The 24904-nt window shown below is 62.4% G+C and carries 25 protein-coding genes; 13 read left to right on the top strand and 12 right to left on the bottom strand.

Going from position 1 to position 24904, the window contains the following annotated elements:
• Nucleotides 1–56: 56 nt before the first annotated feature.
• The 7 genes from rpsF (at nt 57) to AC3WOG_RS12335 (ending at nt 4823) form a co-directional block, all read left to right on the top strand.
• Nucleotides 57–431, top strand: a complete 375-nt coding sequence (rpsF, locus tag AC3WOG_RS12365; RefSeq protein WP_006048823.1) for a 30S ribosomal protein S6 — start codon at nt 57–59, stop codon at nt 429–431.
• Between the two features lie 50 nt (nt 432–481).
• A complete protein-coding gene (gene priB, locus AC3WOG_RS12360; RefSeq protein ID WP_341312313.1) occupies nt 482–781 on the top strand; it encodes a primosomal replication protein N in 300 nt (99 codons plus the stop codon).
• Between the two features lie 2 nt (nt 782–783).
• Nucleotides 784–1059: a 30S ribosomal protein S18 gene (gene rpsR / locus AC3WOG_RS12355; RefSeq protein ID WP_012432802.1), complete on the top strand. Its 276-nt coding sequence runs from the start codon at nt 784–786 to the stop codon at nt 1057–1059.
• A 27-nt stretch (nt 1060–1086) separates the two neighbouring features.
• Complete coding sequence (rplI, locus tag AC3WOG_RS12350) at nt 1087–1539, top strand: 50S ribosomal protein L9 (protein WP_492578267.1); 453 nt, start codon at nt 1087–1089, stop codon at nt 1537–1539.
• Between the two features lie 148 nt (nt 1540–1687).
• Complete coding sequence (locus AC3WOG_RS12345; RefSeq protein WP_410832829.1) at nt 1688–3073, top strand: replicative DNA helicase; 1386 nt, start codon at nt 1688–1690, stop codon at nt 3071–3073.
• 113 nt (nt 3074–3186) lie between these two features.
• On the top strand, nt 3187–3813 hold the full coding sequence (locus tag AC3WOG_RS12340; protein WP_492578266.1) for a DUF47 domain-containing protein: 627 nt from the start codon (nt 3187–3189) through the stop codon (nt 3811–3813).
• Nucleotides 3813–4823 carry an inorganic phosphate transporter gene (locus AC3WOG_RS12335; RefSeq protein ID WP_492578265.1) on the top strand — a complete coding sequence of 337 codons (1011 nt, stop codon included), beginning with the start codon at nt 3813–3815 and terminating at the stop codon, nt 4821–4823. Before AC3WOG_RS12340 ends, AC3WOG_RS12335 begins: the two co-directional genes overlap by 1 nt.
• A gap of 57 nt (nt 4824–4880) precedes the next feature.
• Here AC3WOG_RS12335 and AC3WOG_RS12330 read toward each other — a convergent pair whose 3' ends face one another.
• The 12 genes from AC3WOG_RS12330 to AC3WOG_RS12275 form a co-directional block, all read right to left on the bottom strand.
• Entirely contained in the window at nt 4881–5687 is an 807-nt protein-coding gene (locus AC3WOG_RS12330) for an SDR family oxidoreductase (protein ID WP_492578264.1), read from the bottom strand.
• A gap of 106 nt (nt 5688–5793) precedes the next feature.
• Complete coding sequence (locus AC3WOG_RS12325) at nt 5794–6978, bottom strand: C40 family peptidase (protein WP_492578263.1); 1185 nt, start codon at nt 6976–6978, stop codon at nt 5794–5796.
• Between the two features lie 205 nt (nt 6979–7183).
• Nucleotides 7184–9058: a PhoH family protein gene (locus tag AC3WOG_RS12320; protein ID WP_492578262.1), complete on the bottom strand. Its 1875-nt coding sequence runs from the start codon at nt 9056–9058 to the stop codon at nt 7184–7186.
• Between the two features lie 347 nt (nt 9059–9405).
• Entirely contained in the window at nt 9406–9867 is a 462-nt protein-coding gene (locus AC3WOG_RS12315) for a peroxiredoxin (protein WP_492578261.1), read from the bottom strand.
• A 126-nt stretch (nt 9868–9993) separates the two neighbouring features.
• Nucleotides 9994–10890, bottom strand: coding sequence for a polysaccharide deacetylase family protein (locus AC3WOG_RS12310; RefSeq protein WP_492578260.1), 897 nt, complete (start codon nt 10888–10890; stop codon nt 9994–9996).
• Nucleotides 10891–10900: 10 nt separating this feature from the next.
• Nucleotides 10901–11947 carry a bifunctional UDP-4-keto-pentose/UDP-xylose synthase gene (locus AC3WOG_RS12305; RefSeq protein WP_492578259.1) on the bottom strand — a complete coding sequence of 349 codons (1047 nt, stop codon included), beginning with the start codon at nt 11945–11947 and terminating at the stop codon, nt 10901–10903.
• On the bottom strand, nt 11944–12879 hold the full coding sequence (locus AC3WOG_RS12300) for a formyltransferase (RefSeq protein WP_492578258.1): 936 nt from the start codon (nt 12877–12879) through the stop codon (nt 11944–11946). The genes AC3WOG_RS12305 and AC3WOG_RS12300 overlap by 4 nt, the downstream gene beginning before the upstream one ends.
• On the bottom strand, nt 12876–13919 hold the full coding sequence (locus AC3WOG_RS12295) for a glycosyltransferase (RefSeq protein ID WP_492578257.1): 1044 nt from the start codon (nt 13917–13919) through the stop codon (nt 12876–12878). The genes AC3WOG_RS12300 and AC3WOG_RS12295 overlap by 4 nt, the downstream gene beginning before the upstream one ends.
• Nucleotides 13920–13925: 6 nt before the next feature.
• Nucleotides 13926–15077 (bottom strand): DegT/DnrJ/EryC1/StrS family aminotransferase, encoded by a 1152-nt coding sequence (locus AC3WOG_RS12290; protein WP_492578256.1) that lies wholly within the window; start codon nt 15075–15077, stop codon nt 13926–13928.
• A gap of 255 nt (nt 15078–15332) precedes the next feature.
• Nucleotides 15333–15704: an SMR family transporter gene (locus tag AC3WOG_RS12285; RefSeq protein WP_410832812.1), complete on the bottom strand. Its 372-nt coding sequence runs from the start codon at nt 15702–15704 to the stop codon at nt 15333–15335.
• A gap of 25 nt (nt 15705–15729) precedes the next feature.
• A complete protein-coding gene (locus AC3WOG_RS12280; RefSeq protein ID WP_492578255.1) occupies nt 15730–17451 on the bottom strand; it encodes a glycosyltransferase family 39 protein in 1722 nt (573 codons plus the stop codon).
• Between the two features lie 311 nt (nt 17452–17762).
• Complete coding sequence (locus tag AC3WOG_RS12275) at nt 17763–18137, bottom strand: Mth938-like domain-containing protein (protein WP_341312296.1); 375 nt, start codon at nt 18135–18137, stop codon at nt 17763–17765.
• A 525-nt stretch (nt 18138–18662) separates the two neighbouring features.
• Between AC3WOG_RS12275 and AC3WOG_RS12270 the strand changes: the two genes are divergently transcribed.
• From AC3WOG_RS12270 to moaD, 6 genes are all read left to right on the top strand, one after another.
• A complete protein-coding gene (locus AC3WOG_RS12270) occupies nt 18663–19910 on the top strand; it encodes a pyridoxal phosphate-dependent aminotransferase (protein WP_492578254.1) in 1248 nt (415 codons plus the stop codon).
• A gap of 75 nt (nt 19911–19985) precedes the next feature.
• Complete coding sequence (locus AC3WOG_RS12265) at nt 19986–21317, top strand: homoserine dehydrogenase (RefSeq protein WP_492578253.1); 1332 nt, start codon at nt 19986–19988, stop codon at nt 21315–21317.
• 8 nt (nt 21318–21325) lie between these two features.
• Nucleotides 21326–22777 carry a threonine synthase gene (thrC, locus tag AC3WOG_RS12260; RefSeq protein WP_492578252.1) on the top strand — a complete coding sequence of 484 codons (1452 nt, stop codon included), beginning with the start codon at nt 21326–21328 and terminating at the stop codon, nt 22775–22777.
• 4 nt (nt 22778–22781) lie between these two features.
• Nucleotides 22782–22913, top strand: coding sequence for a hypothetical protein (locus AC3WOG_RS12255; protein ID WP_492578251.1), 132 nt, complete (start codon nt 22782–22784; stop codon nt 22911–22913).
• A gap of 474 nt (nt 22914–23387) precedes the next feature.
• Nucleotides 23388–24617, top strand: coding sequence for a molybdopterin molybdotransferase MoeA (locus tag AC3WOG_RS12250; RefSeq protein ID WP_492579785.1), 1230 nt, complete (start codon nt 23388–23390; stop codon nt 24615–24617).
• A gap of 26 nt (nt 24618–24643) precedes the next feature.
• Entirely contained in the window at nt 24644–24901 is a 258-nt protein-coding gene (gene moaD / locus AC3WOG_RS12245; protein WP_492578250.1) for a molybdopterin converting factor subunit 1, read from the top strand.
• Nucleotides 24902–24904: the final 3 nt, after the last annotated feature.

Below are 24904 nucleotides of genomic sequence, written 5' to 3'. Positions count from 1 at the left end.
CCACACCGGTTCCGACGCCCGGGTGGCTTTAATCCACAAGTCCACAAGGAGTGTGTATGCGTCATTATGAAATCGTCTTTATTGTGCACCCCGATCAGAGCGAGCAAGTGCCCGCCATGATCGAGCGCTACAAGAGCACGATCACGTCGCACGGTGGCCAGATCCACCGTATCGAAGACTGGGGCCGTCGCCAACTGGCCTACATGATCGAGAAACTCGCGAAGGCTCACTACGTCTGCATGAACATCGAATGCGACCAAACCACGCTCGACGAGCTGGAACACGCATTCAAGTTCAACGACGCTGTTCTGCGTCACCTGATCGTCAAGATGAAGAAGGCCGAAACCGGCCCGTCGCCGATGATGAAGGAAGTGCAGCGCGAAGAAGCCAAGAAGTCGGCTGCTACGCAACCGTCCGAAGCGCAGGCTTAAGACACACTATTTAAGCTACCAGATCAAGCGTCGTTCTCGTCAAAGGGTACATGAATCGGCTGCAACTTACGGCCAGCGTCGTCGAACGCGAACCGGTGCGGTATACCCCCGCCGGCGTTCCGATTGCAGGCTGCACGTTGCACCACCGCACGGAAGTCGTCGAAGCCGGCATTGCCCGGCAAGTCGAACTGACCATGCAGGCGGTAGCCGCAGGCGAGGCGAGCGGTAAGCTGGAAAGCTGTCAGATGGGCGTAGAAACGCTCTTCACAGGCTTCCTGGCGAAAAAGCACCGCAACGCAAGAACTCTGGTATTTCACATCACAGAATTGCAGGACATTGGAAAGGACTGAACATGCCCCGCCCGACTGGTAAGAAATTCGACAAGCGTCGTCAGCAACAAAATCCGCTCTTCAAGCGCAAGAAGTTCTGCCGTTTCACGGCCGCTAACGTCGATCACATCGACTACAAGGACCTCGAAACGCTGAAGGACTTCATCGGCGAAAACGGCAAGATCACGCCGGCGCGTCTCACGGGTACGAAGTCGCACTATCAACGCCAGCTGGATACGGCAATCAAGCGCGCACGTTTCCTCGCGCTGGTGCCGTACACCGACCAGCACAAGGCCTAACCCGACGACGCGATAAGGAGCATCCGAATGCAAATCATTCTTCTGGAAAAAGTCGTCAATCTGGGCAACCTGGGCGATATCGTGAAGGTCAAGGACGGTTACGCACGTAACTTCCTGATCCCGAACAAGCAAGCTCGCCGTGCAACGAAGGAAGCCCTGGCTGAATTCGAAGTTCGCCGCGCTGAACTCGAAAAGGTCGCCGCTGAAAAGCTGGCTGCCGCTCAAGCTCAAGGCGAAAAGCTGGCAGGCTCGACGGTTCAGATCGGTCAGAAGGCTGGCGTCGACGGCCGTCTGTTCGGCTCGGTGACGAACGCCGACATCGCTGACGCACTGGTCAAGCAAGGTTTCGCAGTGGAAAAGGCGCAAGTGCGTCTGCCGGAAGGCCCGCTGAAGATCGTTGGCGACCACGCCGTACAGATCTCGCTGCACACCGACGTTCTCGTCGATGTGACGGTGGCTGTGATCGGCGAACACGTCTAAGCATCAGGTAGCATCGGCCAGGACGTTGCTGGCAAAAAGGCAGGGGCCGGGTGACCGGCCCCTGCCTTTTTTGTGCCCGGTTTTCGATGCGTTCCCTACCAGTTTTTAGATTTCCCTCCGCGCGCATTTACCCCGATAATCCCTCTCCATGAACGCACCGTCCAAAGATCCCCAACTCGAGTCGCTGAAAGTCCCGCCGCATTCGATCGAGGCCGAGCAATCGGTGCTGGGCGGCTTGCTGCTCGACAACGCGGCTTGGGACCGCATCGCCGACTTCCTGTCGCAGAGCGATTTTTACCGCTACGACCACCGGATCATCTTCGAGCACATCGGCAAGTTGATCGCGGCAACGCGTCCGGCCGACGTGATTACGGTCTACGAGGCGCTCGGCACCTCGGGCAAAGCGGAAGAGGTCGGCGGTCTTGCCTATCTGAACGCGCTGGCGCAGAACACGCCGAGCGCGGCCAATATCCGCCGCTACGCGGAAATCGTGCGCGATCGCGCGGTGTTGCGCCGTCTCGTGTCGGTGGCCGACGAAATCTCCGCTGACGCGTTCAATCCGCAAGGCAAGGAAGTTCGCCAGTTGCTGGACGAGGCCGAATCGAAGGTGTTTTCGATTGCCGAAGACGGCGCGCGCGGCACCCAGGGCTTCCTTGAAATCGGGCCGCTGCTCACGGAAGTGGTCGAGCGGATCGACACGCTGTATCACACCGCCAATCCGAGCGACGTGACCGGCACGCCGACGGGCTTCGTCGATCTGGACCGGATGACCTCCGGTATGCACGGCGGCGAGCTGATCATCGTCGCGGGCCGTCCGTCGATGGGTAAAACGGCGTTTTCGATGAACGTCGGCGAATACGTCGCGGTCGAGTACGGCCTGCCGGTCGCAGTGTTTTCGATGGAAATGCCGGGCACCCAGCTGACGATGCGTATGCTCGGCTCGGTCGGCCGGCTCGACCAGCACCGGATGCGAACCGGGCGTCTGACCGACGAAGATTGGCCGAAGCTCACGCACGCGGTGCAGAAGATGAGCGAGGCGCAGATTTTCATCGACGAAACCGGCGGCCTGAACCCGATGGAATTGCGCTCGCGCGCGCGCCGGCTGTCGCGCCAGTGTGGCAAGCTGGGTCTGATCATCATCGACTATTTGCAACTGATGAGCGGTTCGTCGTCGGGTGAAAACCGCGCGACCGAAATCTCGGAAATCTCGCGTTCGCTGAAGAGTCTTGCCAAAGAACTCGACGTGCCGGTGATCGCATTGTCGCAGCTGAACCGTGGCCTGGAGCAGCGCCCGAACAAGCGGCCGATCATGTCGGACCTGCGCGAATCCGGCGCTATCGAGCAGGATGCGGACGTGATCCTGTTCATTTACCGCGACGAGGTCTATAACCCGGACAGTCCGGACAAGGGCACGGCGGAAATTATCATCGGTAAGCAGCGGAATGGTCCGATCGGACCTGTTCGGCTCACGTTCCACGGCCAATTCACGAAGTTCGACAACTTCGCCGGCGCGCAGAATTTCTACAGCGAGTAAAGAGGTAAGTGCTGCGCTTGTTGTAACGACGCTTTCAAAAGTGCGGCATCGATCTCGGAACGGTACAATGTGGCGCTTTTATGTCAGCCACATGACCAATTTCCGGGATCCCAATGTTCGGTCGTTTCATGCCCACCGAGGGCAAGTTCTTTGAAATTTTCAATGCACACGCAAAGTGCATCGTCTCGGCGAGCCACGAACTCGAGCTGCTGATCGACAATCTGCAAGACGCCGAAACTCATAAGCAAAACGTGCAAAAGGCTGAGAAGGCCGCTGACAAGCTTACGCACGAAGCCATCGACCTGCTGCACAAGACGTTCATCACGCCGCTCGACCGCGACGAGATCCACAAGCTGATCACCACGATGGACGACATCCTCGACCTGATGGAGGACGTCGCAACCGCTATTTCGCTGTACGACGTGCAGGCGGTGACCTCGGAAGCGAGCCAGCTTGCGCACATCTGCACGGCCACCTCCGAGCGCGTGCAGTACGCCGTCAGCCTGCTGTCGGACATGAAGCAGGCGAGCCAGATCCTGAAGGCCTGCGAGGACATCGACCGTCTGGAATCGGAAGCCGACCGCGTGCTGCGCTCGGCGATGTCGAAGTTGTTCCGCGAAGAAGACAACGTCAAGACGCTGATCAAGCTGAAAGCGATTTACGAACTGCTCGAAACGATCACCGACAAGTGCGAGGACGTGGCGAACATCATCGAAGGCATCGTGCTGGAAAACGCATAATGCAATCGATACAACTCGCTATCTGGGCGGTCGCCGCCCTGGTTGCCGTCGCACTGATTTTCGACTTCATGAACGGCTTCCACGACGCGGCGAATTCGATCGCCACAGTCGTGTCGACCGGCGTGCTGAAACCTCAGCAGGCCGTGGCGTTCGCGGCGGCATTCAACGTCGTCGCGTATTTCGTGTTCCATCTGAAAGTGGCGCAGACCGTCGGCAAGGGCACGATCGATCCGGGTATCGTCGATCATTATGTGATTTTCGGCGCGCTGGTCGGCGCGATCGGCTGGAACATCATCACGTGGCATTACGGTATTCCGTCCAGTTCGTCGCATGCGCTGATCGGCGGCCTGGTGGGGGCGGCGCTCGCCAAGTCGGGCTGGGGCTCGCTCAATGTCGACGGCTTGATGAAGACGGTGGCCTTCATCTTCATCTCGCCGCTGCTCGGTTTCGTGCTCGGCTCGTTCTTCATGCTGGCTGTGTCGTGGATCTATTTCCGCACGCCGCCGAGCAAGGTCGACCGGCGTTTCCGACGCTTGCAACTGGTCTCTGCGGGTTTGTATAGCCTCGGCCACGGCGGCAACGACGCGCAGAAAACCATCGGCATCATCTGGATGCTGCTGATCGCGACCGGCTATGCGTCGTCGATCGCGGATGCGCCGCCAATGTGGGTGATCGGCGGCTGTTATCTGTCGATGGGTATCGGTACGCTGTTCGGCGGCTGGCGGATCGTCCGCACGATGGGGCAGAAGATCACCAAGCTGAAGCCGGTTGGCGGTTTTTGCGCGGAGTCGGGCGGGGCGATCACGCTGTTTACCGCGTCGTGGCTCGGTATTCCGGTGTCCACCACGCACACGATCACCGGCGCGATTGTCGGTGTCGGCGCCACGCAGAAGCTGAGCGCGGTGCGCTGGGGCGTGGCCGGCAATATCGTCTGGGCGTGGATTCTGACGATTCCGGCCTCCGCGGCGCTCGCCGCAGCAGCCTGGTGGCTCGGCCACCGCTTCCTGTAAGCGTGGCAAGCGCAGTCGTTCGCGCTAAAAAGGCTGTAAAGCTGTAAAGCGCGCCGCTCAGATCAGCGGCGTGCTGCCCCCATCCATCGGGACAATTGCGCCCGTCACATAGCTCGCGCGGCGGCTCGCCAGAAACAGCGCGACGTCGGCGATTTCCTCCGGTTTCGCATAGCGTCCGAGCGGTACTTTCGCCTGGCCGCGCGCCAGCGCGTCCGCGCCGTCGATGCCTTGCTGCGACGCTTCCAGCTTGACCGCTTCCTCGACGCGCTCGGTCAGTGTCGAACCCGGATTGATCGCGTTGATGCGGATACCGTAGCGCGCGTAGTAATGCGCGAGGCCGACGGTCGCGAGCATGAGCGCTGCATTCGCGGCGCCGCCGGCGATGTGAATATCGCTTGCGATCTTGCCGCCCATGCCGATGATATTGACGATCGTGCCGGGCCCGGCGCCTTCCCCGGTTTTTACCCGCTCGGCCATGCGGCGCAGCACTTCCTGCTGCGGGTAGATGTACGGGAAATATTTCGCTTCCATGGTCGCCCGGAAAGCTTCGGCATCGAGTGTTTCCGGGTCGTAGCGACGCGCCGCGCCGGCACTGTTGATCAACACGTCGATCGGGCCGACCGCGGTCGTGACTTCCTCGACAATATCGGCGGCGCTGTGCGGTTCGTGCAGGTCGGCGCGCGTCCGATGCACGTGCAGGCCTTCCTGGCGCAACTCTTCGTAGGCTCTTGCGAGATTGGCGGGGTCGCGCGAGACGATCGCGACCTTGGCGCCTTCCATCGCGAACGCGCGGGCGCAGGCGAGTCCGATGCCTTTGCTGCCGCCCGTGATCAGCACCACCTTGTCTTTTAGCCCGAGATCCATCGTCACCACCCGCTGTCGGAAGAATATCGAAGACGATAGCAGATCGGAGGCGTTACAGCAGGGCCGGGCACGGATGATGAGGTCTGAAGCGCGTTTCTCAGCGGCGTCAGAAATTGCCGTTGGCGAAACGGGCGATCGGGTCGTCGGTGGTTTGCGTGGGCGCGGCGGCGCCGCGCGAGCCGGTGGAGGCTCGCATGATCTGCACACCCTCATTCGCATCCGCCTGACGCGCTTGCTGCGCCTGGCGCACCGCGACGGAGGCGGGCGGGGGCGGTTCGAACGCATCGGCGGCGGCGTCGATCGGGTCCGGCGCGCGGGCGATGGAAGCGGGCGCGCCGGCTCGCGGCGTCGCAACTTCTTGAGCCACCGAATTTGCGGGGGCGTTATCCGGTATGGCGGGTTGTTGGGCAGATTGAACCGGCGTCGGCGACACAGCGCCTGCCGCGCGCGCCTGCATTTGCGCGGCGCTCATGCCGGGCGGCGGCGGTTCAAAAGGATCAGCTTGTGCAGGCAAAGCCGCGTTCGGCGCGACGGTCGGCTGGGTGGCCGCTATCAATGGAGCACGGGGCGTCGTCGTAACGCGTGTCGCCTGCTGCGGCGCCAACGAGCCTGCTGCATAGGCCGGCGGTTGTTGCGCCGCCGCTTTCGCTGCCGGCGCCAGGTTTGCCGCAGCGCCCGCGTACGTCGGCGCGGCCCGTTCCTGCGGCGCCGAAGCCTGATAGTTCGGCGTATCGAACGGTGCCGGTCCTGCAGCCGGCGTCGCCACGCGTCGGATCCCGTCGAAGCGTTTTGCCCAATACGGATTGGTCAAATAATCGAGCCGCACCGTGCCGCCCGTCGACGGCGCATTGACGAAGCGCAGCTTGCCCACGTAGATACCGACGTGCGAATGCGCGCGCCCGGTCGTGTTGAAGAAAATCAGATCGCCAGGCGCGATTTCGTCCGGTTCGATCGATTCGCCGCGCCCGCTCATATCCGAAGTGGTTCGCGGCAGATTCACGGATGCCGCGCGCGACACCACATAGCGAACCAATCCGCTGCAATCGAAGCCGCTATCGGGCGTATTGCCGCCCCAGCGGTATGGAATACCGACCAGACTCATCGCCTGAATCGAGATTTCCTCACGGCCGATGCTGTGATCGACGAAATTCGGGAAGCCCGGTGGCGGCGCTTGATAAGCGCCGTTCGCCACGGTGACTGAACTGCCGGACCCGCGCGACGTCTTCTGCGGTGCGCCGGCACAGGCGGCGAGCAGCGAAACGATCAGCAGCGAAAATGCGAGTCGGCGCATGAAGTCCAGGCGAGCGGTAAACGTTCGTTTAAAGGCAGACGATGTCCGGATGGTAGCCCGTCAAACCTGGCCCAGGCAAGAACTCTTGACAAATTACTTGAAGTTTGTGTACTAAGTGTTGTCTGCCGCGGACGCGGAGCCAATAAAAAAGCCGCCTCCGGTATGAACCGGAGGCGGCTTTTAGCCGAAGCTAAGGCGTTGAAACTTAAAGGATCTCCGATGCGTAATCCGCGAGGCGCGAGCGCTCGCCGCGCGCCAGCGTCACGTGCCCGCTGTGCGCCCAGCCCTTGAAGCGGTCGACCACGTACGTCAGACCCGAACTGCCTTCCGTCAGGTACGGCGTATCGATCTGCGCAATATTGCCGAGACAGATGATCTTCGTGCCAGGACCTGCGCGCGTGACCAGTGTCTTCATCTGCTTCGGCGTCAGGTTTTGCGCCTCGTCGATGATCAGATACTTGTCCACAAACGTGCGGCCGCGCATGAAGTTCATGCTCTTGACCTTCAGGCGCGAGCGGATCAGTTCCTGAGTCGCGGCGCGGCCCCATTCGCCGGCGGCGTCGTCGGTCTTTTGCAGCACCTCGAGGTTGTCGTCGAATGCACCCATCCACGGCTGCATTTTTTCCTCTTCCGTGCCCGGCAAGAAGCCGATGTCTTCACCGACCGGGACAGTGGCGCGCGTCACGATGATTTCGTTGTAGCGCTTGTCGTCGAGCACCTGCGCGAGACCGGCGGCCAACGCGACCAGGGTCTTGCCGGTGCCGGCTTGACCCAGCAGCGTGACGAAGTCGATTTCCGGATTCATCAACAGGTTCAGCGCGAAATTCTGCTCGCGATTGCGCGCCGTGATACCCCACACGTTGTTCTTGTGGTGGCCGTAATCGCGCAAGGTTTGCAGGAGCGCGGTCTTGCCGTTCAACTCGCGCACCAGCGCATGAAAGGTCGGCTCGCCGTTCTGCGGTTCCAGATAGACGAACTCGTTGACCAGCATCGACGCGCACAGCGGACCGGTCACGCGGTAATACGTGGTGCCCGTTTTGGTGTCCTGCCAGCTCTCCATGCCCTTCGCGTGCCTGGTCCAGAAATCCTGTGGCAGCGCGCGAATGCCCGAGAACAGCAGATCGCTGTCCTCGAGCACCTGGTCGTTGAAATAATCCTCGGCGGGCAGGCCGAGCGCATGCGCCTTGATGCGCATGTTGATGTCTTTCGACACCAGCACGACCTGGCGGTCCATCCGGTCGCGCTGCAACGCGCGCACGACGCCGAGAATCTGGTTGTCAGCCTTGCCTTCAGGTAGACCTTCAACAGGCTCGATGGCGGTGAGCTTGGTCTGGAAGTACAGACGCCCGGACGCCTCGCGGCTGCCCAGACGCGCAAGTGAAATACCGTCCGACATGCTGCCGGCGTTCGCCACCAGCGCGTCCAGCGTGCGGCTCACCTGGCGTGCGTTGCGCGCGACTTCCGACATGCCTTTCTTGTGGTTGTCGAGTTCTTCCAACGTCATCATCGGCAGATAGACGTCGTGTTCCTCGAAACGGAACAGGCAGCTTGGATCGTGCATCAACACGTTGGTGTCGAGCACGAAGAGCTTCTGTGCTTCGACCACGTCGGCGGTTGCGCCGCGTTTCTTGCCAGCGCTGCGCGTGCTGGGCGCTACGGCCGCAGGTGCGCTAGCGGCAGGCTGTTTTGCGCTCGGCGTGCGCGCGACTACCGGCTGCGGCTGTGCGGCAGGCGCAGCTTGGGCGGGTTCGGCTTGCGGGCGGGCGGCAGGCACGGGTTGCAGCAAAGCGGCGGCCTGCTTCGATTTGCGACGGGGCGCCCCTGCGTCGAGCGCCGCTGCGGCTTGCCCGGCAGCGGCAGAAGCCGACGATGCCGGTACGGGCCGCAAGGTGGTGGCGGCATTGGCGGCATGCGCCATCGGCGTGGCGACGTTCGCGCGGCCGTAATCGGCCGACTCTGCGGTTTCCCCTTCGTTCGCCTGTTTCTTCGCGGCGGAGCGCGCCGGCGTGGCGGCTTTGGCCTTGTATTCGTCAGGCGGCAGGAGATTGCCGAGCTTGCTGGGGGGGGTAGGCAAAGGCATGGTTTCCCTCGAAATAATCGGGTCACATATCGTGCGCCGCCTGTCGCATTCTGCCGGTGCCAAGGTGTGCGCACGCAGTTTGCGCCCGGAGGCGCGCTTTCGGTCTAGAGATGCCGGTTCGCCTGGTCTTCGATCGGCTCCTTAACGGAAACGCGCGGCCGAGTGAACGAACGGCCGCGCGCAATTAAAAAAGCCGCCGCCCCGGCGTACGGGGCAAGCGGCTCGCCTATGGTCATCGCGTTGTGCCTCACGACTTCGACGGCAACGACAAAACGGCCGTGAAGTCTGGCGCAACTGCGGAAAGAATGGGGTGGACAGGCACTCATTGCAACCCAATATAACGCGCCTCAAAGCGCTTGTACAGCCTCCAGAATGTCATCGACGTGCCCAGGCACTTTCACGCCGCGCCACGCCTGGCGCAGCACGCCTTCGCCGTCGATGAGGAATGTGGAGCGCTCAATTCCCCGTACTTCTTTGCCATACATTTTCTTCATTTTCATGACACCGAAGAGCGCGCACAGCGTTTCTTCCGGATCCGAGATCAACGGGAACGGCAATTCGAGCTTGGCCTTGAAATTGTCATGCGAGCGCAGGCTGTCGCGCGATACGCCGAGAATTTCCGCACCGGCTTTTTTGAACCTGGGATACAGATCGCGGAACTGCAGACCTTCGGTCGTGCAGCCCGGCGTGTTGTCCTTCGGATAAAAATACAGCACCACCTTCTTGCCGCGCAGCTTGGACAGCGTGAGCTCGCCACCGGTAGCAGGGGCGGTAAAGTCGGGGACGGGTTGGTCGACTGCGATGGGCACGAGGTTCTCCGGTTGTTATGGCCGGCGCCGGGTTGCTGCGGCGTGGGCCTGGCATTTTGGCTTTGGGGAGGTCGGCCACCGGTGCGCGGAACGTCGACACGCGGCGGTCGGTTCGATCAGGGGCGCCTATGAGGGCTGGACAATCAACTCGCCGGAGCGGCCTGGAATTTCACCCCATGTAACAGGGTACGATGGCAGCGTACTGCGGTCTAGCGTGGCGTAGTAATCGCCCATCGTCGCGAAGCTGTGGCCTTGCGCGCGCCAGCCGTCCAGCAACTGTTCGAAAATCGGCGCGAGCTTTTGCCCTTCGAGTTCCGCGTGCAGCGTGAACACCTGGTCATGCGGATTGTGTTCGGTGCGCTTCAACATCCATGCGGCGACGTTGTTCAGATCGACACCATCCACGCCGAGCACTTCGTCGAGGGTCGGCAGCGTGGTGGGCATCTGCACATGCGACAGTTGCCTGCCGTCGACTACCGGCAGATACGGCGAATGGCCGCGGCCGTCGGACGCGTAGCGCATGCCCCATGCGTCGATCTGTTCGAACGCGTGGCCGTTCATCTGCCAGCCGGCCGCGCCGTGCGTAACCGGCGGCGCGCCGAAGATCGCGACGAAACGGTTGTGGCTCTTCTGCATCTGCTTGACGGTCCACTCGCGGTCTTGCGAACGCACGTTGTCCTGCCAATAAACGTGATCCCACGTGTGAATGCCGCATTCGAAGCCGGCTTCATGAATCGCGCGCATTTCCGCGGCGGTCTTCACGCCGATGTCCGGACCGGGCAGCAGCACGCCGTACATCAGTTGCTTGATGCCGTAGTGCTCGACCACCGAAGTGCGCGATACCTTCTGCAAGAAGCCCGGCCGCAGCACGCGGCGCATCGCCCAACCGGTGTGGTCGGGCCCGAGGCTGAAGAGGAAAGTGGCGCGCGCCTTGAAGCGGTCGAAGATGCGTGCGAGATTCGGCACGCCTTCGCGGGTGCCGCGCAGCGTGTCGACGTCGATCTTCAGAACGATACGAGGCAAGGATCAGCCCTTATTGCTGTTCGACGAGCGCGCGTGCTTCGCCGACATGGCCACGGTACGCTTCGAAAATTTTGCGCAGCGCTTCGTCGAAGGTCGACTTCGGCGCCCAGCCGAGCTCCTGCATCGTGTTGTCGATCTTCGGCACGCGGTTTTGCACGTCCTGATAGCCGGTACCGTAGTACGCGCCCGACGACGTTTCGACGAGTTGCACCTGCTTGGCCGTTTCCGCGTATTCCGGGAATTCGGCGGCCAGCGCCAGCATCTTGTGCGCGAGCTCGCGCACCGAGAAGTTGTTGGTCGGGTTGCCGATGTTGTAGATCTTGCCCGTCGCCACGCCGTCCTTGTTCTCGATGATTTTCATCAGCGCGCCAATGCCGTCGTCGATATCCGTGAACGCGCGCTTTTGCGCGCCGCCGTCCACCAGGCTGATGTTCTCGCCGCGCACGATGTGGCCGAGGAACTGCGTGACCACGCGCGAGCTGCCTTCCTTCGGCGTGTAGATCGAGTCGAGACCCGGGCCGATCCAGTTGAACGGACGGAACAGCGTGAAGTTCAGGCCTTCCATGCCATAACCCCAGATCACGCGATCCATCAGCTGCTTCGAGCACGCGTAGATCCAGCGCGGCTTGTTGATCGGACCGTACGACAGTTGCGATTCTTCCGGATCGAACTGCTCGTCCGTGCACATGCCGTAGACCTCGGAGGTCGACGGAAACACGAGGTGTTTGCCGTACTTGACGGCCGAACGCACGATCGGCAGATTCGCCTCGAAGTCGAGTTCGAACACGCGCAGCGGCTGCTTCACATACGTGGCGGGCGTGGCGATCGCGACCAGCGGCAGGATCACATCGCACTTCTTGACGTGATACTCGACCCACTCCTTGTTGATCGTGATGTCGCCTTCGAAGAAGTGCATCCGCTCATGATTGACAAGGTCGCCGAGACGTTCGGTCTGCATGTCCATCCCGAACACTTCCCAGTCGGTCGTTTCGAGAATGCGTTTGGACAGGTGATGGCCGATGAAGCCGTTCACACCCAGAATCAGGACTTTTTTCATGAATGACGGGGAGTTTGGATGAGCTGGGCGAATTCGGCCGGGGTGACGACGGTTTCGCCGCCGTCGTGCTGGTGCCGCAATTCATGGATGGCGATCGCGCGACCGTCGCCGCATATCGCGAAAACGGCATTATCGCTTACGTGCAGGCCCGGGGGCAAATCCGAGCGAAGCGCGCCGGGCGTGGCCAGACGTGCGCGGGCGATGGTGAAGCGCTTGTTGTCGATATCGGTGAAGGCGCCGGGATAGGGCGGCGCGACCGCGCGGATCAGGTTGTAGACCTGCTGAGCGGGTTGCGTCCAGTCGATGCGGCCGTCTTCCGGTTTGCGCCCGCCGTAGTAACTGCCGTGCGACAGATTGTTCGGCAGATGCGGCGCTTCGCCCGCCAGCAAGGAAGGCAGCACGCGCCACAGGGTTTGCTCGGCGGCCACCGTGACCTTGTCGAAGACTTGCGCGGCGGTGTCGTCGGGCAGGATCGGCACCGGCGTTTGCGCGATGATCGCGCCCGCGTCGGGCTTGGCGGCCATTTCGTGCAGCGTCGCGCCGGTTTCGGTTTCGCCGTTGAGCACCGCCCAGTTGGTCGGCACGCGCCCGCGGTATTTGGGCAAGAGCGAACCGTGCATGTTGTAAGCGCCCCGTGCGGCGAGCGCCAGCAGATCGACCGGCAGCATGTGGCGGTAGTAGAACGAGAAGACGAAGTCCGGCCGCGCGGCGCTCACCGCGGCGCGCAGTTCGACGCTCTTCGGATCAGCCGGCGTGACGACCGGAATGCCGTGCTCGGCGGCCACTGACGCGACGCTGCCGAACCAGATGTTTTCGGTCGGGCTGTCTTCATGGGTGACGACCAGCGCCACGTCGACGCCGCGCGCGAGCAGCACCTGCAGGCAGCGCACGCCGACGTTGTGATACGCGAAGACGACTGCGCGCGGCTTCATGGATTGGGTCCCTGATCGATCAGCGGCGCGGCTTGCACGGCCTGCACGACTGCCTGACGCGGCGCTTCGGTGACAGTGGTGCCGTCGCGCTGTTCGAGAATCGTCTGCACCAGATAGCGCGGACGGGCGCGCACCTGCTGATAGATCCGCCCGATGTATTCGCCGAGCAGCCCGAGCGCGAAGATGATCACGCCGAGCAGGAAGAAGGTGATGGCGAACAGCGTGAACACACCTTGCACTTCCGCGCCGATGATAAAGCGGCGAATCAGCAGCAGCACGAACAGCGCCGCGGAACCGAGCGAAAGAATCACGCCGATGAACGACAGCCATTGCAGCGGCACGACCGAGAAGCCGGTGACGAGGTCGAAATTCAGGCGGATCAACGAATACAGCGAATATTTCGATTCGCCGGCAAAACGCTCTTCGTGCGCGACTTCGATCTCGACCGGATTCTGCGCGAAGGTGTAGGCGAGCGCCGGGATGAAGGTGTTGATCTCGCCGCAGCGATTGATCGTGTCGATGATGTGGCGGCTGTACGCGCGCAGCATGCAGCCCTGATCGGTCATCTTGATGCGGGTGATGCGCTCGCGCAGGCGGTTCATCGCGCGCGAAGCCTTGCGGCGCCACAGGCTGTCTTGGCGCTGCAGGCGAATCGTGCCGACGTAGTCGTAGCCTTCGCGCATCTTCGCGACCAGCTTGCCGATTTCTTCAGGCGGGTTCTGCAAGTCGGCGTCGAGCGTGATGACGATCTCGCCGCGCGATTGCTCGAAGCCCGCCAGAATCGCCATGTGCTGGCCGTAGTTGCCGTTCAGCAGGATCACGCGGGTCGTGTCGGGCCGCGCGCGGAACTGCTCGGCGAGCAGGGCGGCGGATTTGTCGCGGCTGCCGTCGTTGATGAAGATCACTTCATAGCCGGTGCCGAGCGCGTCGAGCGCCGGATAGAGTCGCGCGAACAGCGCGGCCAGCCCGGCTTCCTCGTTGTACACCGGGATGATGATCGACACTTCCGGTGCGACGGCGCGATGTTCCGAATAACTCATTTCCGCTTATTTTCCGTATTGTTCGCAAATTTCATTGACCGCACGACAGACCCGTTCCACATCGCCTTCGTTCATCAGCGTGAACAAGGGCAGCGTGACAGTGGTCGCGCCGAAGCGCTCCGCGTGCGGGAACATCCCTTCCTTGAAGCCGCGCGCCCGATACAGCGAGAACAGGTGAATCGCCGGATAGTGCACACCCGAGCCGATGCCACGCTCCTTCAACGCGCCCATGAAGCCGGCGCGATCGATCGACAGTTTTTCGAGCGGCAGCGTGATCTGGAACATGTGCCAGTTGCTGTTTTCGAAGTCGGCAAGCGGCAAGCCGACGCCCAGCTTCACCGCCGCGCCGCCTTCGAAACCGGCGAAGTACGCGCGCACGAGCTTCTTGCGCTGCGCGATGAAGCGCTCCAGATGCGGCAATTGGCCAAGGCCGACACGCGCGGCGACGTCCGTGAGGTTGTACTTGCCGCCCAGCACGTCGCAGTCCATGCCGTCGAAGCCGGTGCGGGTGATGCCTTGCAGCCGGTACTTCTGTGCGAGGATCGCTTCTTCCTCATTGTTCAGCACCAGCGCACCGCCTTCGATCGAGGTCAGATTCTTGTTCGCGTGGAAGCTGAACGAGACCATATCGCCGAGCTTGCCGATGCGCTCGCCTTTCCACGTCGAGCCGAACGCCTGCGCGGCGTCTTCGATCACGCGCAGCTTGTGGGTGCGGGCGATTTCATAGAGACGATCCATGTCGACCGGCAGACCCGACAGATAAACCGGAATGATCGCCTTGGTGCGCGGCGTGACGGCCTTTTCGAGCAGATCGAGGTCGATATTGCGGGTGGCCGGATCGATGTCGACGAACACCGGCGTCGCGCCGGTTTCATAGATCACATTGCTAGTCGCGACCCACGAGGCGGGCGTGGTGATCACTTCGTCGCCTTCGCCTACACCGGCGATGCGCAGCCCGATTTCGAGCGTCGCCGTGCCGGAATTGAAGGTGCGCACCGGACGGCCGCCGCAGAACGCCGAGAGCGCCGCTTCGAACTTCTGATTCTGCGGGCCGGTGGTGATCCAACCGGAGCGGAGCACGTCGGCGACGCCCTGGATCGTTTCTTCATCGATTTCGGGTTTGACAAACGGCAAAAACGGGACTGTTGACTGGCTCATTGAATGCTTCGCTCGATTGAAAGGGGCGCGACCCGCAGGGCGCGAAGTAAAGCACACACTATGCGCAAACCCAAGGCCACGACTAAAAAAGGGCGCAACCGCAAAGGATACAGCGGCCATCCTTACGTTTTACTTAGCCAGCGTCGATGCCCGGCTTACAGCATCTTTGCCGCCGGCGTCTGGCGAGGTCCGCGTCGGCGGTCGCAATAAACGGTAATAAAGCATGCCCGGCAAGCCACTGCCGGGGCTCCACGCCTAGCTGCGCGCCAGGATGACTACGCCGATCAGGATGATGCCGATCCCGATCAGCTTCTGCACTGACATCACTTCGCCGAATAGATACCACGCCGCGATCGCGTTGACGACGTAGCCGAGCGAGAGCATCGGATAGGCAATCGACACATCCACCCGCGACAGTCCGATCACCCACACGGCGACGCTGATCACGTAGCAGGCCAGCCCGCCGATGATCGGCGGCTGGGTTGCGAGCCGCCAGCCAATGGGCAGGATGTTCGCACGGGTGAATTCGAAGTGTCCAACGGCATTCGTTCCGGCTTTGAGCAGCAACTGCGCGCCGGCGTTCAACGTGACGCCGGCGAGAATGCAAAAGAGGGAAATCGGATTCATCTAACGTTCTGATCCTGATGTGGGGTCATTGTTGGGTTTTTTCTACTGGCGCCGCGGCGTCGGACGCAGCCACAGGCTTCATCACCACCACCCGGCGCGAGTCGCGCGCGACAACCTGCATCGGCAGGTGCTGCGCAAGCAGTTTGTCGTAAGTGGACGGCGGGAGCAGCGCGAGCGCGTAGCGATCGGCCTTCCAGCGTTCGACCCAGGCATTGACCGACGGCACCCATTTCTGCGGTTCGACGGAAATACCGAACGCCAGCTCGTCCGGATGCTCGACCATGATCATCGTGTGGTCGACATAGAACGGCAGCGTGTGGTCGAGCACACCGACCGAGTAGAACGGCGTATCCGCCGGCAGTCTGGCGATCTCGGCCTTGATCGCGGGCGCGAGCGGCGCGCCGGAGCTCAACCGTCCGAACACGTCGTGACCGGTGCCGGCGATCGTGCCGAGCAGCAGCCACGCCACGCCGAACGCAGCGACGGCGCCGAGAATGCCGGCGCGGCTACGGCGGTTCAGCCACAGCGCCGCCAGCGTCAGCACGAAGGCGACGGCGAGCGCCGCCAGCACCCAGGTGCGGTATTCGACGTACAGCTCGGTCGGGTTGCGCGCGCTGCCGAAGCGCGACATGAACAGCGCGGCGAATGCCGCCATCACCAGAAACAGTGCGTAGCCGGCCAGATGGCGGCGCAGCTGGTCACGCGTGACGAGCGGCAGATACATGCCGATCAGCAGCGCGATGGCCGGGGCGATCGGCAGCGTGTAGGACAGCAGCTTCGAGTGCGACGCACTGAAGAACAGGAAGATGAACACCGTCCACACCAGTAGCAGGATCACCGGTGCGAAGCCGTTCGGCTGGCGCGGCTGGCGCCACGCGTGGCGAACGCTTTGCACGGTAATCGACAGCCACGGCAGGAACCCGACCAGCAGCACCGGCACGAAATAATAGAACGGCCCGGGGCGGTTCTGTTCAGGCGTCAGATAGCGCTTGAACTGCTGGACGATGAAGAAGAAGTTCAGGAACTCCGGATTGCGCTGTTGCACCAGCACGAACCAGGGTGTAACGATCGCGAAGAACACGATCAGGCCGCCGATCAGGTGCAGGCGCTTCCAGACCGCCCAGTCGCGCGCGAGCAGCGTGTACAGCACCAGCACCGCGCCCGGCAGGATCACGCCGACCAGACCCTTGGACAACACCGCCATCGCCATCGACGCCCAGCACAGCCACATCCAGCCGCGCACGTTGGCGCCCGGCAGGTTGGGGCGCTGCGCAAGCAGCAGCGCGCAGAGCGAGAGCTCCATCCAGAACGACAGGCCCATGTCGAGCGTGTTGAAGTGGCCCATCAGGTTCCAGTACGGCGAGGTCGCCAGCACGAGCGCCGTGAACACGCCGGTCGCCGCGTTGAACACCCGCGCGCCGGTAAAGCCGATCAGCAGCACGCCAGCAAAGCCCGTCAGCGCGGTGTAAAGGCGCGCCTGCCATTCGCCGATGCCGAACCACGCGAACGTGAGCGCGTTTGCCCAGGTTTGCAGCGGGGGTTTCTCGAAATACTTGTAGCCGTTGTAGCGCGGCGTGATCCAGTCGCCGGTGACGAACATCTCACGCGCCATTTCGGCGTAACGGCCTTCGTCGCTGGGCAGCAGATGGCGCCAGCCGAGCGGCACGAACCAGATCACGGCGAGGGCCAGCACGAGCAGCAGGATCGTGGTGCGATTGAGCGGTAGCCGGGACGGCGTATCGTTCATGAATTTCAACCTTTTTGGCGACGCCGCATGGGGCAGCATTGCGTTGTTGTTCGGAAATGACGGCTGGTGCTTCGGGAGGGCTGGCCACCCGGGGCTGGCCCCCAGCGCCCCGGTTGCAGGGCACAAGATGACACTTGCTGCCGGTAGCTATGCACAAGTGCGCCGGCACGGCACCGATGGCGCGCAGTGTACGTTATCGACTGTGACGCGGCCAAGGTGTGCGGTCAGTTCGGCGACGCGGTTGCCGCAGGTGTCATATGCGGCAACGGCTTGCGCCTGCACGACACCAGCGCCGCACCCATGCGGCGCCGTTACGCTTCGATCAGCAACGCGGCCGCGACCTTGCGGCCCTCGGCCATCAGAATGTTGTAGGTGCGGCAGGCGGCCTTGAAGTCCATCGTTTCGACGCCGATGCGTTTGGCGGTGAGCGCGGCGGTCAGGCGCGGATGCGGGAAACGCAGCCGCTCGCCGCTGCCGAACACGACCACTTCGGGCGCGGACTCCACCAGCATGGCGAAGTGTTCGGCGCTCAACTGCTCGAACGAGGAAACGGGCCAAGGGATCACGGGCGCGTCCGGCAGCACGAGAATGCTGCCCGAATGGCGTACCAGATTGATTTCGACATAGTCGGCGCCGTAACCGGTGACGGTGTTCAGGGCGCCGCTGGAATCCTGATGTAATTTCAAATTCGTTTTCCGAAGTCGTCGTGAGACATCATGCGTGTTGGCGGCCTGGTCGGGCGGAACTGGAGCAGGGCGGTTTGACGCGAGTGGGACACGCGAATGGCACAGAAGCGGCCGAAAAGGCTTGCCGTTGCGGTTGGTGCATTGCGGAAGTCGGCCAAAATCCGCTAAATTATAGCTTTTTAGCCGGAAAGCGGCGCCCCTCGCTTTATGTGCCGCCCGATGTGCCGCCACCAGCGGCACGCGAGAGCCAGGCGCGGCCGGCTACCCGCCTTCGCTTCACGCGCTGTTTTGCTCGTTGTTTCGCCTGGCGTTCGCCAGTTTGGCTGCTTCACCGGCGCGATCCGCTGGGTCTGCGGCGATATGTGTGCGGAGTCGGCCCAACCCGCGGCCCAACCCGCGGCCCAACCCGCGTCTGCCGGCCGCCGCTGGCCGCGCCGCGTCAGAATTCCCCGTATCGGCGGACTTGCCCGGCCCGGCGTTTGTTTCGCCCCCGCTTGTTCGCCCAAGCCTACCAACCAGGATGAAGTGCCCGCCGTGAAACAGATTCTGAAATCCAACAAGTTGTTGAACGTCTGCTACGACATTCGCGGGCCCGTCCTCGAACATGCGAAGCGGCTCGAAGAAGAGGGTCATCGCATCATCAAGCTGAACATCGGCAATCTCGCGCCGTTCGGCTTTGACGCGCCGGATGAAATCATCCAGGACATGATCCTGAATCTGCCGGGCTCGTCCGGCTACTCGGATTCCAAGGGTGTGTTCGCCGCGCGCAAGGCGATCATGCATTACACGCAGCAAAAGGGCGTGCACGGCGTCGAACTCGACGACATCTATATCGGCAACGGCGCATCCGAGCTGATCGTGATGGCAATGCAGGGCCTGCTCAACGACGGCGACGAAGTGCTGCTGCCCGCCCCGGACTACCCGTTGTGGACCGCGGGCGTGAGCCTGTCGGGCGGCACGCCGGTGCACTACATCTGCGACGAAGCGAACCGCTGGATGCCCGATCTCGACGACATCCGCGCGAAAATCACGCCGAATACGCGCGCGCTCGTCGTGATCAACCCGAACAACCCGACTGGCGCGCTGTATTCGGACGAACTGCTGCTCGGCCTGATCGAGATCGCGCGCCAGCACGGCCTCGTCATTTTCGCCGACGAGGTTTATGACAAGATCGTCTACGACGGCAAGAAGCACACGTCGATGGCGGCGTTGTCCGAAGACGTGCTCACCGTCACGTTCAACAGCCTGTCGAAGAGCTACCGTTCATGCGGCTACCGCGCCGGCTGGATGTTCATCTCGGGCCTCGCCGGCGAGAACCGCCGGCACGCGAAAGATTATTTCGAAGGGCTCGGCATTCTGGCCTCGATGCGCCTGTGCCCGAACGTGCCCGGCCAGTACGCGATCCAGACCGCGCTCGGCGGCTATCAGAGCATCAACGACCTGATCGTGCCGAGCGGCCGCCTGTACAAACAGCGCGAACTCGCGTATGACATGTTGACGGCCATCCCCGGTGTGAGTTGCGTGAAGCCCGAAGCGGCGCTCTACATGTTCCCGCGCCTCGACCCGAAGATTTATCCGATCCAGGACGACCAGCAGTTCATCCTCGACCTGCTGCTGGAAGAACGCGTGCTGCTCGTGCAGGGCACCGGTTTTAACTGGAAGACGCCGGATCACTTCCGCGTCGTGTTCCTGCCGAACGTGGACGATCTCGCGGATTCGATCAACCGGATCGCGCGCTTCCTCGACGGCTACCGCAAACGCCACACGGCTTAACGCGGATTCGGCGCGCGCCGCGCGCCATCCCGGCACCCGTTTCCTTTAAATCACTTACTCGAAAACACACGCTGCATGGAACCGATCAAAGTTGGACTGCTGGGCTTCGGCACGGTAGGCAGCGGCACCTTCACGGTACTGCGCCGCAATCAGGAAGAAATCAAACGCCGTGCGGGCCGCGGTATCGAGATTGCGCGCATCGCCGTGCGCAATCCCGCCAAAGCGACTGCGGCGCTCGGCAGTGAAGCCGGCACAGTGGCGCTGACCGATGACTTCAACGCGGTGGTCGACGATCCGTCGATCGATATCATTGCGGAAATGATCGGCGGCACGGGTGTCGCGCGCGATCTCGTCCTGCGCGCGATCAACAACGGCAAGCATGTGGTGACCGCCAACAAGGCGCTGCTCGCGGTGCACGGCACGGAAATTTTCGAAGCGGCGCGCGCCAACGGCGTGATGGTGTCGTTCGAAGCGGCGGTGGCCGGTGGCATTCCGATCATCAAGGCGCTGCGCGAAGGGCTGACGGCCAATCGGATCCAGTACATCGCCGGCATCATCAACGGTACGACGAACTACATCCTGTCGGAGATGCGCGACCGCGGCCTCGACTTCGCGACCGCGCTGAAGGCCGCGCAGGAGCTGGGTTACGCCGAAGCCGATCCGACCTTCGACATCGAAGGCGTGGACGCCGCGCACAAGGCGACGATCATGAGCGCGATCGCGTTCGGCGTGCCGGTGCAATTCGACAAGGCTTACGTCGAAGGCATCAGCAAGCTCGCTGCGATCGACATCAAATACGCCGAAGAACTCGGCTACCGTATCAAGCTGCTCGGCATCGCGCGCCGCACCGACAAGGGCATCGAGCTGCGCGTGCACCCGACGCTGATTCCGGAAAAGCGCCTGCTGGCGAACGTGGAAGGCGCGATGAACGCGGTCGTCGTGCACGGCGACGCAGTGGGCACGACGCTGTACTACGGCAAGGGCGCGGGCGCGGAGCCGACGGCATCCGCGGTGGTTGCCGATCTGGTCGACGTGACGCGTTTGCACACCGCCGATCCGGAACATCGTGTGCCGCATCTGGCGTTCCAGCCGGACAGCCTGTCGAGCACGCCGATCCTGCCGATCGACGAAGTGACGAGCGGTTATTACCTGCGTTTGCGTGTGGCTGACGTGACCGGCGTGCTGGCCGACATCACGCGCATTCTCGCGGACACCGGCATTTCGATCGACGCGCTGCTGCAGAAGGAATCGGAGCAGGTCGACGCGAACGGCAAGGGCGAAACCGACATTATTCTGATCACGCACGAGACGGTCGAAAAGAACGTCAACGCCGCGATCAAAACGATCGAAGCGCTGAAGACCGTTGTCTCGCAAGTCACGAAGCTGCGCATGGAAGCGCTCAACTAGGCCGACATATGAACTACCTCTCCACGCGCGGCGCCGGAGCCGGCGAGCGCCATACGTTTTCCGACATTCTGCTGGGCGGTCTCGCGAAAGACGGCGGCCTGTACCTGCCCGCCGAATACCCGCGTGTTTCCGCTGACGAACTGACGCGCTGGCGCACGCTGCCTTACGCGGATCTCGCGTTCGAGATCCTGTCGAAATTCAGCGACGACATTCCCGCCGAAGACCTGCGCATGCTGACGCGCCGCACCTACACGGCCGAGACTTACTGCAACGTGCGCGACGACGAAAGCGCTGCACAGATCACGCCGCTCAAGACGCTGGGCGTTGAGAACGGCGCGCCGCTGTCGCTGCTCGAACTATCGAATGGACCGACGCTGGCGTTCAAGGACATGGCGATGCAGTTGATCGGCAACCTGTTCGAGTACGCGCTGGCCAGGCACGGCGAAACGCTGAACATTCTCGGCGCGACTTCGGGCGACACCGGCAGCGCTGCTGAGTACGCGATGCGCGGCAAGAAGGGCATTCGCGTGTTCATGCTGTCGCCGCATAAGAAGATGAGCGCGTTCCAGACCGCGCAGATGTACAGCTTGCAGGACCCGAACATTTTCAACCTCGCGGTTGAGGGCGTGTTCGACGACTGCCAGGACATCGTCAAGGCTGTGTCGAACGATCACGCGTTCAAGGCGAAGTACCAGATCGGCACGGTCAACTCGATCAACTGGGCGCGTGTCGTGGCGCAGGTCGTGTACTACTTCAAGGGCTATTTTGCCGCGACGAAGTCGAACGACGAGCGCGTGTCGTTCACCGTGCCGTCGGGCAACTTCGGCAATGTTTGCGCGGGCCACATTGCACGGATGATGGGGTTGCCCATCGAGAAGCTGGTGGTGGCGACAAACGAAAACGACGTGCTCGACGAGTTTTTCCGCACGGGCATTTACCGGGTGCGCAAGGCGGCTGAGACGTACCACACGAGCAGCCCGAGCATGGACATTTCGAAGGCATCGAACTTCGAGCGTTTCGTGTTCGACCTGCTGGGCCGCGATCCGGCGCGGGTGCTGCAACTGTTTCGCGACGTCGAAGAGAAGGGCGGCTTCGACCTGGCGGCGAGCGGCGACTTTGCGCGGGTCAAGGAATTCGGTTTCGTGTCGGGCCGCAGCAGCCACGAGGACCGGGTGGAAGTGATCCGCGACGTATTCGCGCGTTACGACACGATGATCGACACGCACACGGCCGATGGCTTGAAGGTCGCGCGTGAGCATTTGCAGCCGGGCATTCCGATGATCGTGCTGGAGACGGCGCAGCCGATCAAGTTTGGCGAAACGATCCGCGAAGCGCTGCTGCGCGAGCCGGAACGTCCCGCCGCGTTTTCGGGTTTGGAGTCGCTGCCGCAACGTTTCGAAGTGCTGCCGGCGGACGTGCAGCGCGTGAAGGACTTCATGATGGCGAACACGGGCGAGTAAAACCATGAGCATCGAGCGCGACGGAGTCGCGCTCGATGCGGTGGATGAAGTGGTGCAGTGCAACGACTCCGCAATCGATAGATGTGACCGCCCGACCGGCGAAAGAACCGGCACGAAGTCTGGGCAGCGCTATTGAGCCAAGAAATACCGACTGCGGCTGGGCAACCCCGTTGGTTTTAGAAGTACCGCCACGGCCGGACAACGCCGTTGGGTTTAGAAGTACCGCTGCGGCGCGCGCAGCGCCGCCGGAAGCATGACGGCCTTGTCACCAGCGCGGAGTGTGCGAGCACACAGATTCCAGATGCTCCACTACCTCCTCCAAGCCAGGGGACCCGCTTAAGAGCTGGCGGTGTAAAGCCGCTTTCTTTTGCCTACTTTTCTTTGCGGCAGGCAAAGAAAAGTAGGTGCCCCCCGCACAGGGGCAACGCTAATAAACCAAAGACAAAAGAAAATCCCAACACCGTAGGCAAACAGAAAAATACCGCCGCCAAAGGCAAAAAAAAACCTATAACACAAGGCCGCCCCAGGCCGCCCCAATCGACCGCTACAATATTCCTTTAACCCGCGGCTTCGAAACCAGAAGATGTCCACCCCAACGCCCCGCGCTCCGATGCTCTCAACCGCCGACGCCTTGGCGACATTGCTCAGCGCCGCGAGCCCAATCGCCGGTACAGAATCAACCCCCACGCTGAAAGCGCTAAACCGCGTGCTATCGGCAGACGTGATCTCGCCACTAGACGTCCCCCCCATGAACACAAGTTCAATGGACGGCTACGCGCTAAGCACCGCCGACCTGGCGCATGGCAACCGCCGCCTGCCAGTGTCCCAACGCATTCCGGCCGGCCACGCGCCAAGTCAGCTAGAACCAAACACAGCAGCCCGCATCTTCACAGGCGCAACGGTGCCGCCAGGCGCCGACGCAATCGTGATGCAGGAGCAAACCGAAACCACCGGCGACGAAGTCACGATCCTGCACAGCCCCAAACCGGGCGAATGGGTCACCGCCCAAGGCGCGGACATCCGCAGTGGTTCGATCATCCTGCCCGCGGGCACACGCCTGACACCACAAGCCCTGGGACTAGCCGCCTCAGTCGGCTGCGCCGAATTAAAAGTGCGCCGCCGCGTAAAAGTCGCCGTTTTCTTCACAGGAGACGAACTGACCATGCCCGGCGAGCCGCTGAAACCCGGCGCGATCTACAACTCGAACCGTTTCACGCTGCGCGGACTGCTGGAAAACCTCGGATGCGAGGTCACGGACTACGGAATCGTTCCGGACAAACTCGACGCAACTCGCGCGACGTTACGCGAAGCCGCACAAGCGCACGATCTGATTCTGACCTGCGGTGGCGTGTCGGTGGGCGAGGAAGATCACGTGAAACCGGCGGTCGAGGCCGAAGGGCGCCTGTCGATGTGGCAGATCGCGATGAAGCCCGGTAAGCCGCTCGCCTTCGGCGCGGTGCGCCGCGCGCCATTGCAGGCGGATGCCGCCGCGTCCGGCGAAACGTTTTTCATCGGTCTGCCGGGCAATCCGGTGTCGAGTTTTGTCACTTTCCTGCTGTTCGTCCGGCCGTTCGTCCTGCGTCTGGCCGGTCTGCAGACGGTCGCACCGCGCGCACTGTCGCTGCGTGCCGACTTTACGCAGAACAAAGCCGACCGCCGCAACGAATTCCTGCGCGCGCGTGTCAATCCAGCCGGCGGCCTCGATCTGTTTCCGAATCAGAGTTCAGCCGTGCTGACCTCGACAGTATGGGGCGACGGCCTGATCGACAATCCGCCGAATCACGCGATCAGCGCCGGCGAGACCGTGCGCTTCATTCCCTTTTCCGAACTGCTGAACTAAGGCCGGCAACGGCCGCTGGCGTCCCGATGAAGATCCAACTCAGATATTTTGCAAGTGTGCGCGAAGCGCTCGAGATGGCAGATGAGACGGTCGAACTGCCCGACGGCATCGCGACGGTCGGCGACGTGCGCGCGTGGCTGCGCGTGCGCGGCGGCATTTGGGCCGACACCCTCGCCGAGGGCCGCGCGTTGCGCATGGCGTGCAATCACGTAATGACCGACGCCGGCACGCGCGTCACGGCAGGTTGCGAAGTCGCGTTCTTTCCGCCCGTCACCGGCGGTTAAGGC

It is taken from the genome of Paraburkholderia sp. FW306-02-B, assembly GCF_058782725.1.
Note: the sequence above shows the minus strand (reverse complement) of the source record. Positions and strands in the feature narration are given on the sequence as shown.

Coding starts and splice junctions, on each gene's coding strand:
- rpsR (WP_012432802.1), top strand. CDS start 784: ATGCCCCGCCCGACTGGTAAGAAATTCGACAAGCGTCGTCAGCAACAA.
- AC3WOG_RS12305 (WP_492578259.1), bottom strand. CDS start 11,947: ATGAAAAAAGTCCTGATTCTGGGTGTGAACGGCTTCATCGGCCATCAC.
- AC3WOG_RS12335 (WP_492578265.1), top strand. CDS start 3,813: ATGCAATCGATACAACTCGCTATCTGGGCGGTCGCCGCCCTGGTTGCC.
- AC3WOG_RS12280 (WP_492578255.1), bottom strand. CDS start 17,451: ATGAACGATACGCCGTCCCGGCTACCGCTCAATCGCACCACGATCCTG.
- AC3WOG_RS12290 (WP_492578256.1), bottom strand. CDS start 15,077: ATGAGCCAGTCAACAGTCCCGTTTTTGCCGTTTGTCAAACCCGAAATC.
- AC3WOG_RS12325 (WP_492578263.1), bottom strand. CDS start 6,978: ATGCGCCGACTCGCATTTTCGCTGCTGATCGTTTCGCTGCTCGCCGCC.
- AC3WOG_RS12345 (WP_410832829.1), top strand. CDS start 1,688: ATGAACGCACCGTCCAAAGATCCCCAACTCGAGTCGCTGAAAGTCCCG.
- AC3WOG_RS12250 (WP_492579785.1), top strand. CDS start 23,388: ATGCTCTCAACCGCCGACGCCTTGGCGACATTGCTCAGCGCCGCGAGC.
- rpsF (WP_006048823.1), top strand. CDS start 57: ATGCGTCATTATGAAATCGTCTTTATTGTGCACCCCGATCAGAGCGAG.
- AC3WOG_RS12285 (WP_410832812.1), bottom strand. CDS start 15,704: ATGAATCCGATTTCCCTCTTTTGCATTCTCGCCGGCGTCACGTTGAAC.
- rplI (WP_492578267.1), top strand. CDS start 1,087: ATGCAAATCATTCTTCTGGAAAAAGTCGTCAATCTGGGCAACCTGGGC.
- AC3WOG_RS12255 (WP_492578251.1), top strand. CDS start 22,782: ATGAGCATCGAGCGCGACGGAGTCGCGCTCGATGCGGTGGATGAAGTG.
- AC3WOG_RS12340 (WP_492578266.1), top strand. CDS start 3,187: ATGTTCGGTCGTTTCATGCCCACCGAGGGCAAGTTCTTTGAAATTTTC.
- thrC (WP_492578252.1), top strand. CDS start 21,326: ATGAACTACCTCTCCACGCGCGGCGCCGGAGCCGGCGAGCGCCATACG.
- AC3WOG_RS12265 (WP_492578253.1), top strand. CDS start 19,986: ATGGAACCGATCAAAGTTGGACTGCTGGGCTTCGGCACGGTAGGCAGC.
- AC3WOG_RS12295 (WP_492578257.1), bottom strand. CDS start 13,919: ATGAGTTATTCGGAACATCGCGCCGTCGCACCGGAAGTGTCGATCATC.
- AC3WOG_RS12320 (WP_492578262.1), bottom strand. CDS start 9,058: ATGCCTTTGCCTACCCCCCCCAGCAAGCTCGGCAATCTCCTGCCGCCT.
- priB (WP_341312313.1), top strand. CDS start 482: ATGAATCGGCTGCAACTTACGGCCAGCGTCGTCGAACGCGAACCGGTG.
- AC3WOG_RS12330 (WP_492578264.1), bottom strand. CDS start 5,687: ATGGATCTCGGGCTAAAAGACAAGGTGGTGCTGATCACGGGCGGCAGC.
- moaD (WP_492578250.1), top strand. CDS start 24,644: ATGAAGATCCAACTCAGATATTTTGCAAGTGTGCGCGAAGCGCTCGAG.
- AC3WOG_RS12300 (WP_492578258.1), bottom strand. CDS start 12,879: ATGAAGCCGCGCGCAGTCGTCTTCGCGTATCACAACGTCGGCGTGCGC.